Raw genomic sequence first — 13,310 nt, 5'->3', positions numbered from 1 at the left:
AGTGAAGCGATATGAGGCCTTCAAAAATCGTGATTATCGGTGCTGGAAGCGTTTCCTTTGGACCGGGTTCGCTGCGGGACGCCATTCAAATGAAAGAGTTGAAAGACAGCGAACTGGTCCTCGTTGATTTGAACGAGGAAAACCTGGACATCGTGACGAGACTCGCAAAGCGGATGAATGAGGAAGCGGGAACGGGTCTCAAGATCTCCTCAACGACGAATCGAGAGGAGGCGCTGCCGGAGGCGGACTTTGTCATCATCTCGATCGCCGTAAAACGGGATGAACTCTGGAAAAAAGATTGGGAAATTCCACGCAAGTACGGCATTCGGCAAGTGCTCGGCGAAAATGGAGGCCCTGGCGGCCTATCGCATGCGTTGCGTAACATACCGCTGATTTTAGACATTTGCGCGGATATGGAGCGGCTGTGCCCGAACGCGCTTCTGATCAATTTCTCGAATCCTGAGAGTCGTATCATCATGGCGGTCAGTAAGTATACAAGCATTAAAGCTGTAGGTCTTTGCCATGGTGTGTACATGGGGCGTGACCGGGTAGCGGAGTTGTTAGGTAGAAAGAGTGAAGACATCGACGTCAAAGCGGCAGGGGTCAATCACCTGTTGTGGCTGCTCGACATTCGCGACAAGAACACAGGTGAAGATCTGTACCCGGCCCTGCGCAAAGCGGAGGCTGAATTGGGAGAATCTCATGATCCCTTGACCCGGGCGATGTTCCGCCGTTTCGGTTATTGGCCAGCGCCGAGCGATGATCACATCGGTGAGTACCTATCGTATGCCTACGAGAAAACAGGTTTGCATGGTTATGACTTTAAATGGGCGGCTGACTACCGCGAACAGCTATGGACGCGACTGAAGTCCCTGGCTAGAGGCGAAGGGGATTTGGGGGATCTGTTGACGAAACCGTCTGGGGAGGTGGCATTTACCATTATCCGCGCCATCGTGGAGAATCGTAACGAGTACGTGCATGCGGTGAATATCCCGAACAACGGCTGTATCGAGAACCTACCGCGGGATGCAGTGGTAGAAGTGCCAGCCCTCGTAAGCGGTTTTGGGATTCAGGGACTTACCATGGGCCGTCTGCCGGCGGGCATCGCCGCGCTTTGCGAAATGCAGGTCTCAGTGCAGCGATTGGCAGTGGAAGCTGCTGTGAAGGGTGACCGCCAGGCAGCCCTGCAAGCGCTCTTGGTTGATCCGGTGGTAGACAGTATGGATGCCGCGGAGAAGACGCTCGATGAGCTGCTTTCCGTCCACAAAGACTATTTGCCGCGTTTTTCTTGATGCCTGGGTATTGTGCGACAGATGCGGTCGAAAGAGTGGATTACGAATTCAGGGGGATTTTCAAGTGAAGACGAAGGATAGCAAGCGCGTGGCTGCGAAACTCGCGACAATGGCAGTAAGTTCTGTTTTTGCCGTTTCTAGCATCGGGTGTGGCATGAATCCGGTTTCGAATCAATCTCAACAGGCAAATGGGACTTCTACATCGGATCAATCTCGGCGGATAGGAGGGACTCTTACATTTGTGTGGGCCCCCAACGGTCCTTTTGTCGATGATTTTAACCCATGGTCGCCTGCCAATCCTGTGTCGGGTGGCATAATGTGGGTGTATGAGCCGCTGTTCTATTACAATCAAAGCACTGGGCAGACAATTCCGAAACTCGGGACGTCGTTCTCCTATTCAAAAGATCATAAGTCCATCACGGTGACGCTGCGTTCCGGTGTCAAGTGGTCTGACGGTGTACCGTTTACTTCGAAAGACGTCGTGTACACGCTGAACATGCTCGTCAGCCATCACAGCATTGACGTGAACAATCTCAGCGGGATGATCCAGTCGGTGAAGGCGAAAGGCCCGTACAAGGTTATCATCAACCTAAAGGCGGTCAATAACACGGCCTGGTATTACATTGGCGACGATACGCCTATCTTGCCCGAGCACATCTGGGCGAAGCAAAACCCTGTCACATTCAAGGACAGCAATCCTGTCACGACAGGCCCATTTTTGGTACAGTCGGTGACGTCGTCGCTGATCACATTCAAGCGTAATCCACATTACTGGAACGCGCCGGAGCCATACGTGCAGCAGGTACGCATTCCACTGTACCTGGACAACAACACGGCAGCGATGGCCATGGCGCAGGGCAAATTCGACGCGGGCGCTCAGTTTATCACGAGTATACAGTCCACCTTGTTAAGCCACAGTGCTAACTACCACGACTGGTTCTCGCCCATCGGTTCGGTCGTGCTGGAGACCAACGATGCCGCTTATCCCACTAATCTGACTGCCTTCCGGCAGGCATTGAGTGCTGCGATTAATCGTTCACAGGTGGCACGGCTTGGGGAGTTCGGTTATGAGCCGGTAAGTAACAGTGTTGCGCTTCCGAATAACCTGGCCAGTCAGCAATACCTGGATAAGTCCATTCTGGACAAGCATCCGCTGACGTACAATCCCCAAAAGGCGAAGACTATTTTAAAGCAGGCAGGGTTCACTTGGAATCAGGCCGGGAAGTTGGTTGATCCAAAGGGACATACAGTCTCGTTGACCATTGATGTCGCATCTGGAGTAACAGACTGGATTGCGGATGCTGGCGTCATCGCGGGCAATCTGCGGGCGATTGGTATCGACACGCAGGTAAAAACGCTGTCCGCCTCCACCCTCTACAGCCTCATGGCAAACGGCAACTTCCAATTGACCTTTGGTTGGGTGAACCAGGGCCCGGCATACATCGGGTATAACCAATTACTGAACAGTAAGTACACGGCTCCGATAGGCAAACAAGCCATGAGCAACACCGAGCGTTGGAGCGACAAGACGACGGATCAACTCTTGAACGAGTATCCTCTCACCTTCTCGACTGCTCAGCAGAAGGCGATCATGCACAAACTCGAGAACATTTTCGCGACTAACCTGCCGGTTATCCCGCTGCTCAACGGCGTGGCATGGGATGAGTACAACACCACCAATCTGGTCGGTTGGCCTTCAGCGCAAAATCCGTACGCGACTTTTGCTGGTCCCATTGATCAAATGTACATCTTCTCACAGGTATATCAGAAGTGACGAGAAGCGTGCAGGAGCGAGCTTTTCTCCTAGCGCCTTGCTGGTAGACGTGATGGCAATTCCTGATTTCACTTCATTTCGAAGGACTGTGAGTGACATTGAAATACCTAGTTCGAAAAATAGTGTTTTACGTCGTGGCGTTGTGGGCTGCTATCACACTCAACTTCGCTCTGCCGCGCATGATGCCGGGCAACCCCATGCTCGTGCTAGTTGCGAAGTTTAAAGGCCAGATCAATCCGCACGCCCTGTCCTCGTACGCGCAACTGTTCGGCCTTGACCAGCATACGAGCATCTTGACCCAGTACTTTCAGTATATCGGTCAGGTATTTCACGGGAACCTTGGGTACTCGTTTGGTCTTTACCCTGAGACCGTGACACAGGTGCTGATGCAATCCCTGCCGTGGACGCTGTTTCTGCTCGGCACGTCAACCGTTATCAGCTTTGTCATCGGCACACTCCTCGGCATCGTGTCGGCTTGGCGCAGAGGCTCCGTGCTCGATTCGGTCGCACCGACGGTGTTCACGCTGTTAGGCGCGTTTCCCTACTTTTGGCTTGCCCTCGTCGCCCTGTACTTTCTCGCCTTTCGGCTGCGGTGGTTTCCCATCGGCCATGCCTACAGCGACACCGTCATGGGATGGAGTTGGGCCAATTTGCCTGACATTCTGTATCACGCCATCTTACCGGCCCTCACCATCGTCGTCACGTCCATCGGCGGCTGGCTGCTCGGCATGCGCAACAACATGATCACGACGCTGTCCGAAGAATATGTGAAGGTCGCCAAGGCCAAGGGCTTAGCCAATACGCGCGTGATGCTGAGATACGCGGCACGTAACGCTATCTTGCCCAATATCACGAGCTTTGCGCTATCGCTAGGGTTCATCTTGAGCGGCGCGCTTCTGACCGAAATCGTGTTTTCCTATCCGGGGCTCGGATATGAGCTGTTCCAGGCGGTAGGCAACGAGGATTACCCGATGATGCAGGGGGCGCTGTTGTTGATCGCGATTGGGGTACTGGTTGCCAACTTCCTGGCCGATCTGGTGTACGTGAGACTGGATCCGCGGGCCAGACGTGCGCAATAGACTGAGGGGATCCGCATGCAAACGGAACTTACAGTGCAGGAGGGGGCTAACGTGCAGCCGGAAGCATCACCGGTCCTTACCAATGTGAGTACGCGCACGCAGGGGAGGCGTAAGAATCCCTTACTTGGCACGGTCAGACGTTTCTTTCAGAACAAAAAGGCGGTAGTGGGTGCCAGCCTGATTACGCTGTTCATCGTTCTCGCTATCATCGCTCCGCTGTTGACGCACTTGAGTCCGAATGCCACATCATTTTTGCCATTACAGGCGCCAAGCGGCGCGCATCCACTCGGGACCACGTCGCTCGGCCAAGACGTGTTCAGCCAGTTTGTGTTCGGGACGCGTGAGACGCTGTCGGTGGCGATTATCGCTGGAGCTGGAACGACCGTGTTGTCAATGCTGGTTGGCATGGTGTCGGGTTATGTGGGTGGGCTCATGGATGAGGTCTTGCAGCTCGTCACGAATGTGTTTTTGATCATCCCCGGGCTCCCGCTGGTCATCGTACTGGCGGCCGTACTGCCGAAGTCCGGGGACTTCACGATGGTCATGGTCATCATTCTGACGGGTTGGGCGTGGGGGGCGCGGGTGCTGCGCGCGCAGATCATGGCGATGCGCAGTCTCCCGTATGTCGAGTCGGCGAAGATGGGCGGGGAGTCGATGTTCAGCATCGTGTTTCGGGAAATCATGCCGAACATGTTCTCTCTTATCTTCGCGAATCTACTGTTTAGCATTATCTACGCCGTGCTGACCGAATCGGGGTTGCAGTTTCTGGGTCTTGGGGATCTGAAGGCGGTGAACTGGGGAACGATGCTGTACTGGGCGGACACAGAGGGTGCGTTGCTCAGCGGCGCGTGGTGGTGGTTCGTCCCGCCGGGACTGGCAATCGCGCTGTTCGGGGCGGGGCTGGCCCTGCTCAACTACGCGGTGGATGAACTCACCAATCCGAAGCTCCGTTCACAGTCACGCAGGCGGCGACGCTTACAAAGGAGTTGACGCTCAGTGAGCGTGTTGTGTGAGATCTGTGACCTGTCGGTGACGTATTTTGGCGATGTGGACGTCAAAGTGATTGAAGGCCTAAACATGACGATTGAAGAAGGCGAGATCCTGGGACTGGCTGGCGAATCGGGCTGCGGCAAGAGCACATTGGCGATGGCGCTAACGCGACTGTTGGAGAACGGAGAGATCAGCGGAGGTAGGATCCTGTTCCAAGGACAGGATCTCGTGCGGGCGTCAGAAGAAGAGCTGCGCAAGATCCGCTGGAGCCGGATATCGCTGGTGACGCAAAGCGCGATGAGTTCCTTAAACCCAGTGCTGACAATCGGTGAGCAGATTGTGGATGCAATCCAAGCGCACACGAATACGAAGACGCGCGAAGCGTGGAAACGAGCAGAGGAGCTCCTCAGCATCGTGGAAGTGGATCCTGGGCGTGTGCACAGTTTCCCACACGAATTATCCGGGGGCATGCGCCAGCGGGTGATGATTGCGATGGCTTTGGCGCTGCAACCGGACCTCATTGTCATGGACGAGCCAACCACGGCGCTCGACGTGGTCGTGCAAAAGCAGGTGATCCGCAAGATCAAGGAACTGCAGGCGAAGTTCGGGTTTTCGGTGTTGTTCATCACGCATGACATGTCGTTGTTGCTGTCCATTGCGGATCGGATTGCGATCATGTACGCCGGTAGGCTGGTGGAGATTGGGACCTGCCAGGAGATTCGCACGGCGCCCCGGCACCCGTATACGCGGGGACTGCTCAACTCGTTTCCGTCGGTTTTCGAGCGCCGTGAGCTCACTGGCATTGGCGGGAGCCCGCCGAGCATGCTGGCACCGCCGAATGGTTGTAGGTTTCACGAGCGCTGCACGTTGGTCACGGAGCGGTGCCGGACAGAGGTGCCGAGAGTGACAAACCTATCTGCGACGCATGCGGCGCATTGTCATCTGCTTGAGGAAGGTGTTACGAGTGGCTGAGACGCCTGCCCTGCTCGAAGTTGAGCATTTGCAAAAGACGTTCGAAGTGCGTGCTGGGCTGCGGACGCGCAAACTGCACGCCGTCACAGACGTGTCGTTCACGGTTTCTGATGGTCGGGCAACGGTAATCGTGGGCGAGAGCGGTTGCGGGAAGTCGACGGTGGTACGGCTGATTGCCCGACTGCTTACGCCGACAGGCGGCACCATCCGGTTTGGCGGGAGCAGCTATGGGGGGCGCTTGCGCCGTCGCGAGTTGCTGAGGCTGCGCAGCGAAGTGCAGATGATCTTTCAGGATCCGTTCGGATCGCTGAACTCGTCGCACAGCATCGGTTACCACCTCAGCCGCCCGCTATTCAACTACCGTAAATGCCGGACGGCGAGCGAGGCGCGGGAGCGGGCATTGCAGACGCTCGAATCAGTGGGGTTGACGCCGGCGGGTGACTATATCGATAAATACCCGCATGAACTGTCGGGCGGGCAGCGACAGCGCGTGGTGATTGCGCGGGCGCTCATTGTCGAACCGAAGCTGATCCTGGCCGACGAGCCGACGTCGATGCTGGACGTGTCGATTCGCATGGACATCTTGAACCTGATGCGCAAGTTGCAGCGCGAGCGGGGTCTGGCGTTTTTGTTCATCACGCACGACCTGGCGAGCGCGCGCTACATTGGCGACGATTTGCTGGTGATGTACGCGGGCGAGTTGGTCGAAGGCGGACCTGTGGACGACGTGGTATCGGCACCCGCGCACCCGTACACGCAGTTGCTCTTGTCGGCGGTACCGGACGTGGAGCGCAACACAATGTTGGAAGGGGAGACGGCGCCAGGAGAGCCGCCCAATTTGTCGCAACTGCCGCCAGGCTGTCGCTTTCACCCGCGGTGTCCGCTGGCTATGGACGTCTGCCGGAAGGAGGCGCCGAAACGCGTACAAGTGGGAGAGAATCATTGGGCGGCCTGTCATGCCGTTCAAGGGAACCCGGGGCCCAAAGTGATTTGATTTTAGGAAGATAATCCATTGAGAAAACAACCGGAGGAAGTGATCAGCAACGTGGAACGGGTCGGAGTGGGCATCATTGGGTGTGGAAATATTAGTGGCATATACTTAAAAAATTTCCATTCATTCAAGTCCGTGAAAGTCGTTGCCTGCGCGGACATAGACATAGAACGTGCCAGGGCAAAGGCGCAGGAGTTTAACATTCCGAAAGCCTGCAGTGTCGAAGAGTTGCTGAGCGATCCCGATGTTCAAATCGTAGTGAATCTCACAGTTCCCACCTCCCACGCACAGGTTTCGATGGCCGCGCTTGAAGCGGGTAAGCATGTGTACACTGAAAAGCCTCTGGCTGTTTCTCTCGAGGATGGGAAAAGGATTCTAGAAGCGGCTGCCTCAAAAGGCCTGTTGGTGGGTGGTGCCCCCGACACGTTCCTCGGCGGAGGACTCCAAACTTGCCGGCAAATCATTGACGACGGACTGATTGGCAAGCCTATTGGAGCTACCGCGTTTATGGTGGGCCGAGGACCCGAAGACTGGCATCCGAATCCCGCGTTCTTTTATCAAGAAGGCGGCGGTCCGATGTTTGACATGGGCCCTTACTACTTAACCGCGCTGGTCGCATTGATTGGTCCGGTGAAAAGAATCGCGGGCTGTACCAGTACTCCCTTTGGGGAGCGAACGACAATGAGTGGTGTGAAGATCCCGGTAAGCATTCCGACGCATGTTGCCGGATTGTTGGAGTTCGAAAACGGGGCAGTGGGGACGATTATCACAAGTTTTGATGTTTGGGGATCAAAGCTGCCGCACATCGAGATCTATGGAGAGCGGGGTACGATTTCCGTTCCGGATCCAAATACGTATGACGGTCCCGTGTTCCTGAAACCAGGGAGTGGGGACTGGAGAGAGATACCTGTGACCAAGGGATACACGGACAACAGCCGAGGCATTGGATTGGCGGATATGGTCGATGCCATGAGGACCGGACGAGAGCACAGAGCGAACAGTGCCCTGCTGTATCATGTACTGGAAATCATGCACGGGATTCACATTTCCTCAAACGAAGGCAGGCACTATGAAGTGTCCACTTTATTGCAACGCCCAAACCCTCTGGATCCGACAACCAGATTCTAAAACTTGACCTGGTGTCGTTTTGAGGAATATCTCTACAATACAAATTAAGGAGACTTTTATGCACCTGTATGTGGCAAATGATTATCAGGAATTAAGCCGGCGCGCTGCCCAACTGTTTATCGAGGCGGTCAGCCGCAAGCCCGATTCCGCAGTGGTGTTAGCGACAGGTGATACACCAATGGGGATGTATCGAGTGTTGACGGAGCACATCCGGGCGGGAAAGCTGGATACGTCGCAACTCCTTCTTTTCCAGTTGGACGGGTATCTTGGCGTGTCTCTGGACGACCCGCGTTCACTGGAAGGATGGCTAGTCCGATCAGTGCTCAAGCCTTGGGGAATCCCGTCAGACCGCTTTGTCCGTCTGCCAGAGGATGCGACAGATACGGACCTTGTATGTAGTCAATATGACGAGGCAGTAAGGAGGATTGGCGGATTCGATTTGGCGGTTCTAGGTTTGGGTCCGAATGGACATCTTGGGTTTAATGAGCCTCCAGCCGCAGCTGATGCTCCTACGCGCGTGGTAAGTCTTACTCCCGAAAGCTTGAAAAGCAATGCGCGGTATTGGGGTTCACAGGAGCAAGTTCCACGCAGAAGCATCACGGCCGGGATGGACGTGCTGCTGCAGGCGCGTCATATTTTACTGCTCGTTTCCGGTGAACGAAAGCGTGAAATTTTAAGGAAAACGTTGTTTGGGCCGGTAACCGAACAGGTACCATCATCCTTTTTGCAACTCCATCCAAATGTTACGATTTTCGCTGACAGGGCTGCACTCCCAGACGAGGCGGCGTTATCCCGCTCTTCGTAGATTTTCGTGACTGCTTATTTCTTTGTGTCAATGCCCAGCTTTGGAGAGGGGAGGCGACACACACGGAAGAACTGGATGCCATTCTGGAATTGCTGTGCGATCCGTTGACGAAAGAGCCACTGCAGCCCATTATCGGCGGCGATGGAAGCCTCCAATTGCGAAGCCGCAATTCCCAGGCATCATACCGGCAAACAGGCGGGATTTTCTCGTTTGCGCCGGAAGAAGTGCACGGGTTGAACAAAAAGTACCAAGAATTGTACGACCGCGTCGCGCCGGTTTACAACCTTGCGAACAAGGTCTACCATGCCATCAAATGGAACGGAGAGAAGGCATACCGAAAGGTTCCCTGGATGAGGCGCTATTTTTCCGGCAGAAGCGCGCCCGTGAACGGCGCAGCCATCGCCGAATTGCTGCCGGACAACGTGGCGGACGTGCGGCTTAAGGACATCTGCGGAGGGCGCTTATACTGCCTCACCTTCCGAAAAATCGGTTGAACAATGCTCACTCCTTCAATGCCCGCTCCTTCGTTGACGTACGTGTCCGTGAAGCTGCTTATTCTATCATTGACCTCATCCGATTCCATTGAGTAGAATTGTGTCGGAGTTCGTCTTGCTGTCTCGTATAATGCCGGGAATGGGCTCGGCAGTCTCTACCGGACAACCGGAAATTGTCCGACTACGAGGCCGATGCGTAAACTCGCCGTACGGATGCGCCCGCCATGCTGGCGCACCCGCTTGGCTTGTTTGTCCCGTCAGCCTCACAATCAGGCGGAGCATATGGCACAGGTTCCGTCGGTTCAGGTTTGTGAGGTGGCGGGGTTTTCTTTTTGTCCGATGGGTGGCCGTCTGTCCAATCGGCGCCCGTGGCTTCGCGGCTCACGGCCACGCAGTCAATCCCTTGAAGGGATGTGGCCTTGGACAAAGAGCGGCTTCGATTCAAATGGTCGGCTCGGTTGAATACTAGGTGGACAAAGGGGTGTGGGGCGTTGCAACACGAGACTGTGGTGGTGCTCGATTTCGGCAGCCAATACAACCAGTTGATAGCCCGGCGCATTCGCGAGCAGCATGTCTACTCCGAACTGGTGCCGCACAGCACGCCGGCGGCGGAACTCCGGCGCAGGAACCTCAAGGGCATCGTCTTTAGCGGCGGGCCCAACAGTGTGTTTCAGCCCGGGGCTCCGGATGTGGATGCGGCCATCTTCGAGCTGGGGGTGCCGGTGCTCGGCATTTGCTACGGCATGCAGTTGTTGGCCAAGCACTTCGGCGCCAAAGTGGAGCGAGGCCATGTGCGAGAGTATGGGCGGGCGAGCCTTGAGGTGACAAGGGCCGACCACCCACTGTTCGCCAGGCAGCCGCGACAGCAGACGGTCTGGATGAGCCACAGCGACGCGGTGGTGGAGGTTCCGGCTGGGTTTTCTGCCGACGCGGTGACGCCGGACGGGACCATTGCCGCGATGAGCGACGCTAGCCGGCGCCTGTACGCGGTACAGTACCATCCCGAAGTGCGGCACAGCGAACACGGACAGGAGCTCATTGCCAACTTCCTGTTCCAGGTCTGCGGCTGCCGGGGTGATTGGACGATGGATTCGCTGGTTGATGAGGCGGTCTCCCGCATTCGCCAGCAGGTGGGCCGGGAACGGGTGCTCTGCGCGCTATCCGGCGGGGTCGATTCGTCCGTGACCGCCGCGCTCATGCATCGCGCCATCGGATCCCAGCTGACGGCGGTATTTGTCGACCACGGTCTCCTGCGCAAGGGCGAGAGCGACGCGGTGATGGACAGCCTCAAGGCCCGGCTCGGCGTCGACGTGGTGCGCATTGACGCAGCGGATCGATTCCTCGGCCGCCTCCAAGGTGTGGCCGATCCGGAGCGCAAGCGCAAGATTATCGGCGAGGAGTTCATCCGCGTGTTTGAGGCGGCGTCCGAGGAGTTGGGACCGTTTGCGTACCTGGCGCAGGGGACGCTGTACACCGACGTCATCGAGAGCGGGACTGCGACTGCGCAGACCATCAAGTCGCACCACAACGTCGGGGGTTTGCCCGAGGATATGCAGTTTGAGGTGATTGAGCCGCTGCGCGAGCTGTTCAAGGATGAGGTGCGCTCGCTCGGCGAGGCGCTGGGCCTGCCGAGGGAACTGGTCTGGCGGCAGCCGTTCCCGGGCCCGGGGTTGGCGATCCGCATCCTCGGCGAGGTGACGGAGGAGAAGCTCGCGAAGGTGCGCGAGGCCGATGCAATCCTGCGCGAGGAAGTGGCGAAGGCCGGGCTGGACCAGGAGATTTGGCAGTACTTCGCCGTCCTGACCAACATCCAGAGTGTCGGCGTGATGGGGGATGAGCGCACTTACTCGAACGCTATAGCGATTCGTGCCGTGGTCTCCGAGGAGGGGATGACGGCCGATTGGGCGCGCGTGCCCTACGATGTGCTGGAGCGAGTGTCGACGCGCATCGTCAACGAGGTCCCGGGCATCAACCGGATCGTGTACGATATCACATCGAAGCCTCCGGCGACGATTGAATGGGAGTAATGGGGGATATGGAAACTCTGTTTCGCTTGACGCAGCACCAGACCACGGTTGGTCGCGAGATTGTGGCGGGTATCACCACCTTTGTCACGATGGCGTACATTCTTTTTGTCAATCCGCAGATTTTAAGCAGCACCGGGATGAACGAGCAGGCGGTGTTCCTGGCGACCGCGCTGGGGGCGGGCATTGTCACGCTGCTCATGGGCCTTTTTGTCAATTATCCGATTGCCCTTGCCCCCGGCATGGGTCTGAACGCTTACTTTGCCACCGTGGCTGCGACGCACGGCGGCCAGATGAGTTGGCAGACGGCGCTTGGCTGCGTGTTCATCTCCGGCATTGTGTTCATCATCCTGACGGTCACGAAGATCCGCCAGCTCCTGGTGGTGGCGGTGCCCGATTCGCTGAAGCTGGCCATCACGGTCGGTATCGGTCTGTTCATCACCATCATCGGGTTGAAGGACGGCGGCATCATGACGATGCAGTTTGTCGGAGCGGCCCCGGGCAAGTTCAATCCAGGCGTGCTCATCAACAACTCCGATTGGCTGCCTGGGCTGGGCTCCTTGCGGGATCCGGGCGTAGACCTGACGTTTATCGGCCTGCTCCTGATTGCGGTGCTGATGGCCCTGCGCGTGCCGGGCGCCATCATCATCGGTATCCTGGTCACCACCCTTATCGGCATCCCCATGGGCGTGACCGACGTGTCGGGGCTCGGCAAAGCATCCTGGGTGCCCGACTTCTCGCAGATGAACTTTGCTGCGTTCGATTTGGCATCGGTGTTTCACTACGGCCTCATCAGCGCCTTGTTCACGTTCACGTTTGTGGAGTTGTTTGACACCTTCGGCACCTTGGTCGGGACCGCGAACAAGGCGGGCCTGCTCGAAGGTGAGGAGGGCGAGCGACGGCTCGGCCGCGCCATGCTCGTCGATGCCACCGGCGTCAGCCTGGGCGCGCTGTTTGGCACCAGCACCATCACCGCGTTTGTCGAGAGCGGATCTGGCATCGCGGCAGGGGGCCGCACCGGCTTGACCGGGGTGACGACCGGCGTATTGTTCTTGCTCTCGCTGTTCATCGCCCCGATTGCGCTCATCATCCCGTCCCAGGCTACCGCGCCGGCGCTGGTGATTGTCGGTGTGCTGATGATGCAGGCGGTGCGGCAGATTGACTGGGAGAACATGGGCATCGCCATCCCGGCTTTCCTGACCATCGTCACGATGCCCTTAACCTACAGCATCTCCAACGGCATCGCCGTCGGCTTTACCGCGTTTGTCGTCATCAACGGCATTCTGTGGCTGTTCCGGCGCAGAGAGTATACGCGCATCCACTGGCTGATGATCATTATCGTCATTCTCGCTTTGTGGCGGTATATTTTCTACGTCTGAGGCGCTTTGCAGGGTTAGACGGCGTGCCTCATACAATCCTCCTTCACGGCTCATACTGAAGGCGAGAGGGTTGATGTTGGGGGGATTCAGGATGCTGCGGGGGAAGACGCCGGCGGCCGAGCGATGGGCGGTCAGCTTTCCACTGGCTGTAGTCGTCTTCGGCGTGATTGGCTGGATTGTCACGACATGGATTCGTTTTCAGCAGTCGGATGATCGGTACCATTCCTGACCAGCTATGGACAAGGACGGCCGCTCCGGGGGCATAGCCCATGGGGCGGCCGTGTGTGTTTAACGGCGTCTCTGGGATGGTTGTGGCTGGTGGGACCCACTTCTTGGTTTCGGCATGAACACGGTAGCCGCAATTTCGCGCGGCATTTCCTGA

The 13,310-nt window shown here is 57.0% G+C and carries 12 protein-coding genes and 1 riboswitch; all 12 genes read left to right on the top strand.

What is annotated here, in order from left to right:
• The first annotated feature begins 11 nt into the window (after positions 1-11).
• The 12 genes from AK2_RS00120 to AK2_RS16735 all read left to right on the top strand — a co-directional run bounded on the left by AK2_RS00120 (position 12) and on the right by AK2_RS16735 (position 13,157).
• Positions 12-1,292: a family 4 glycosyl hydrolase gene (locus tag AK2_RS00120; RefSeq protein WP_067929964.1), complete on the top strand. Its 1,281-nt coding sequence runs from the start codon at positions 12-14 to the stop codon at positions 1,290-1,292.
• 64 nt (positions 1,293-1,356) lie between these two features.
• A complete protein-coding gene (locus tag AK2_RS00115) occupies positions 1,357-3,066 on the top strand; it encodes an ABC transporter substrate-binding protein (RefSeq protein ID WP_169794701.1) in 1,710 nt (569 codons plus the stop codon).
• A gap of 92 nt (positions 3,067-3,158) precedes the next feature.
• Complete coding sequence (locus tag AK2_RS00110) at positions 3,159-4,145, top strand: ABC transporter permease (RefSeq protein ID WP_245632690.1); 987 nt, start codon at positions 3,159-3,161, stop codon at positions 4,143-4,145.
• Positions 4,146-4,196: 51 nt separating this feature from the next.
• A complete protein-coding gene (locus AK2_RS00105; protein WP_169794700.1) occupies positions 4,197-5,135 on the top strand; it encodes an ABC transporter permease in 939 nt (312 codons plus the stop codon).
• A 6-nt stretch (positions 5,136-5,141) separates the two neighbouring features.
• A complete protein-coding gene (locus tag AK2_RS00100) occupies positions 5,142-6,107 on the top strand; it encodes an ABC transporter ATP-binding protein (RefSeq protein WP_067929961.1) in 966 nt (321 codons plus the stop codon).
• The gene (locus tag AK2_RS00095; protein ID WP_217994658.1) at positions 6,100-7,101 is read left to right on the top strand and encodes an ABC transporter ATP-binding protein; all 1,002 of its coding nucleotides are present in this window, start codon (positions 6,100-6,102) and stop codon (positions 7,099-7,101) included. Before AK2_RS00100 ends, AK2_RS00095 begins: the two co-directional genes overlap by 8 nt.
• 51 nt (positions 7,102-7,152) lie before the next feature.
• The gene (locus AK2_RS00090) at positions 7,153-8,226 is read left to right on the top strand and encodes a Gfo/Idh/MocA family protein (RefSeq protein WP_067930468.1); all 1,074 of its coding nucleotides are present in this window, start codon (positions 7,153-7,155) and stop codon (positions 8,224-8,226) included.
• Positions 8,227-8,284: 58 nt separating this feature from the next.
• Positions 8,285-9,031 carry a 6-phosphogluconolactonase gene (locus tag AK2_RS00085; RefSeq protein ID WP_067929957.1) on the top strand — a complete coding sequence of 249 codons (747 nt, stop codon included), beginning with the start codon at positions 8,285-8,287 and terminating at the stop codon, positions 9,029-9,031.
• A 155-nt stretch (positions 9,032-9,186) separates the two neighbouring features.
• A complete protein-coding gene (locus AK2_RS00080) occupies positions 9,187-9,525 on the top strand; it encodes a hypothetical protein (protein WP_169794699.1) in 339 nt (112 codons plus the stop codon).
• Positions 9,526-9,628: 103 nt separating this feature from the next.
• Positions 9,629-9,729: riboswitch (purine riboswitch) on the top strand.
• A gap of 287 nt (positions 9,730-10,016) precedes the next feature.
• Positions 10,017-11,552 (top strand): glutamine-hydrolyzing GMP synthase, encoded by a 1,536-nt coding sequence (gene guaA, locus AK2_RS00075; RefSeq protein WP_067929953.1) that lies wholly within the window; start codon positions 10,017-10,019, stop codon positions 11,550-11,552.
• 8 nt (positions 11,553-11,560) lie between these two features.
• On the top strand, positions 11,561-12,928 hold the full coding sequence (locus AK2_RS00070; protein ID WP_067929951.1) for an NCS2 family permease: 1,368 nt from the start codon (positions 11,561-11,563) through the stop codon (positions 12,926-12,928).
• Between the two features lie 91 nt (positions 12,929-13,019).
• Positions 13,020-13,157 (top strand): hypothetical protein, encoded by a 138-nt coding sequence (locus tag AK2_RS16735; protein WP_157076157.1) that lies wholly within the window; start codon positions 13,020-13,022, stop codon positions 13,155-13,157.
• The last annotated feature ends 153 nt before the right edge of the window (positions 13,158-13,310 follow it).

Origin of the sequence: Alicyclobacillus kakegawensis NBRC 103104 (assembly GCF_001552655.1) — a bacterium.
GTDB lineage: Bacteria > Bacillota > Bacilli > Alicyclobacillales > Alicyclobacillaceae > Alicyclobacillus_G > Alicyclobacillus_G kakegawensis.
The sequence above is the reverse complement of the archived record's forward strand: the minus strand, read 5'-3'. Positions and strand labels throughout refer to the sequence as shown.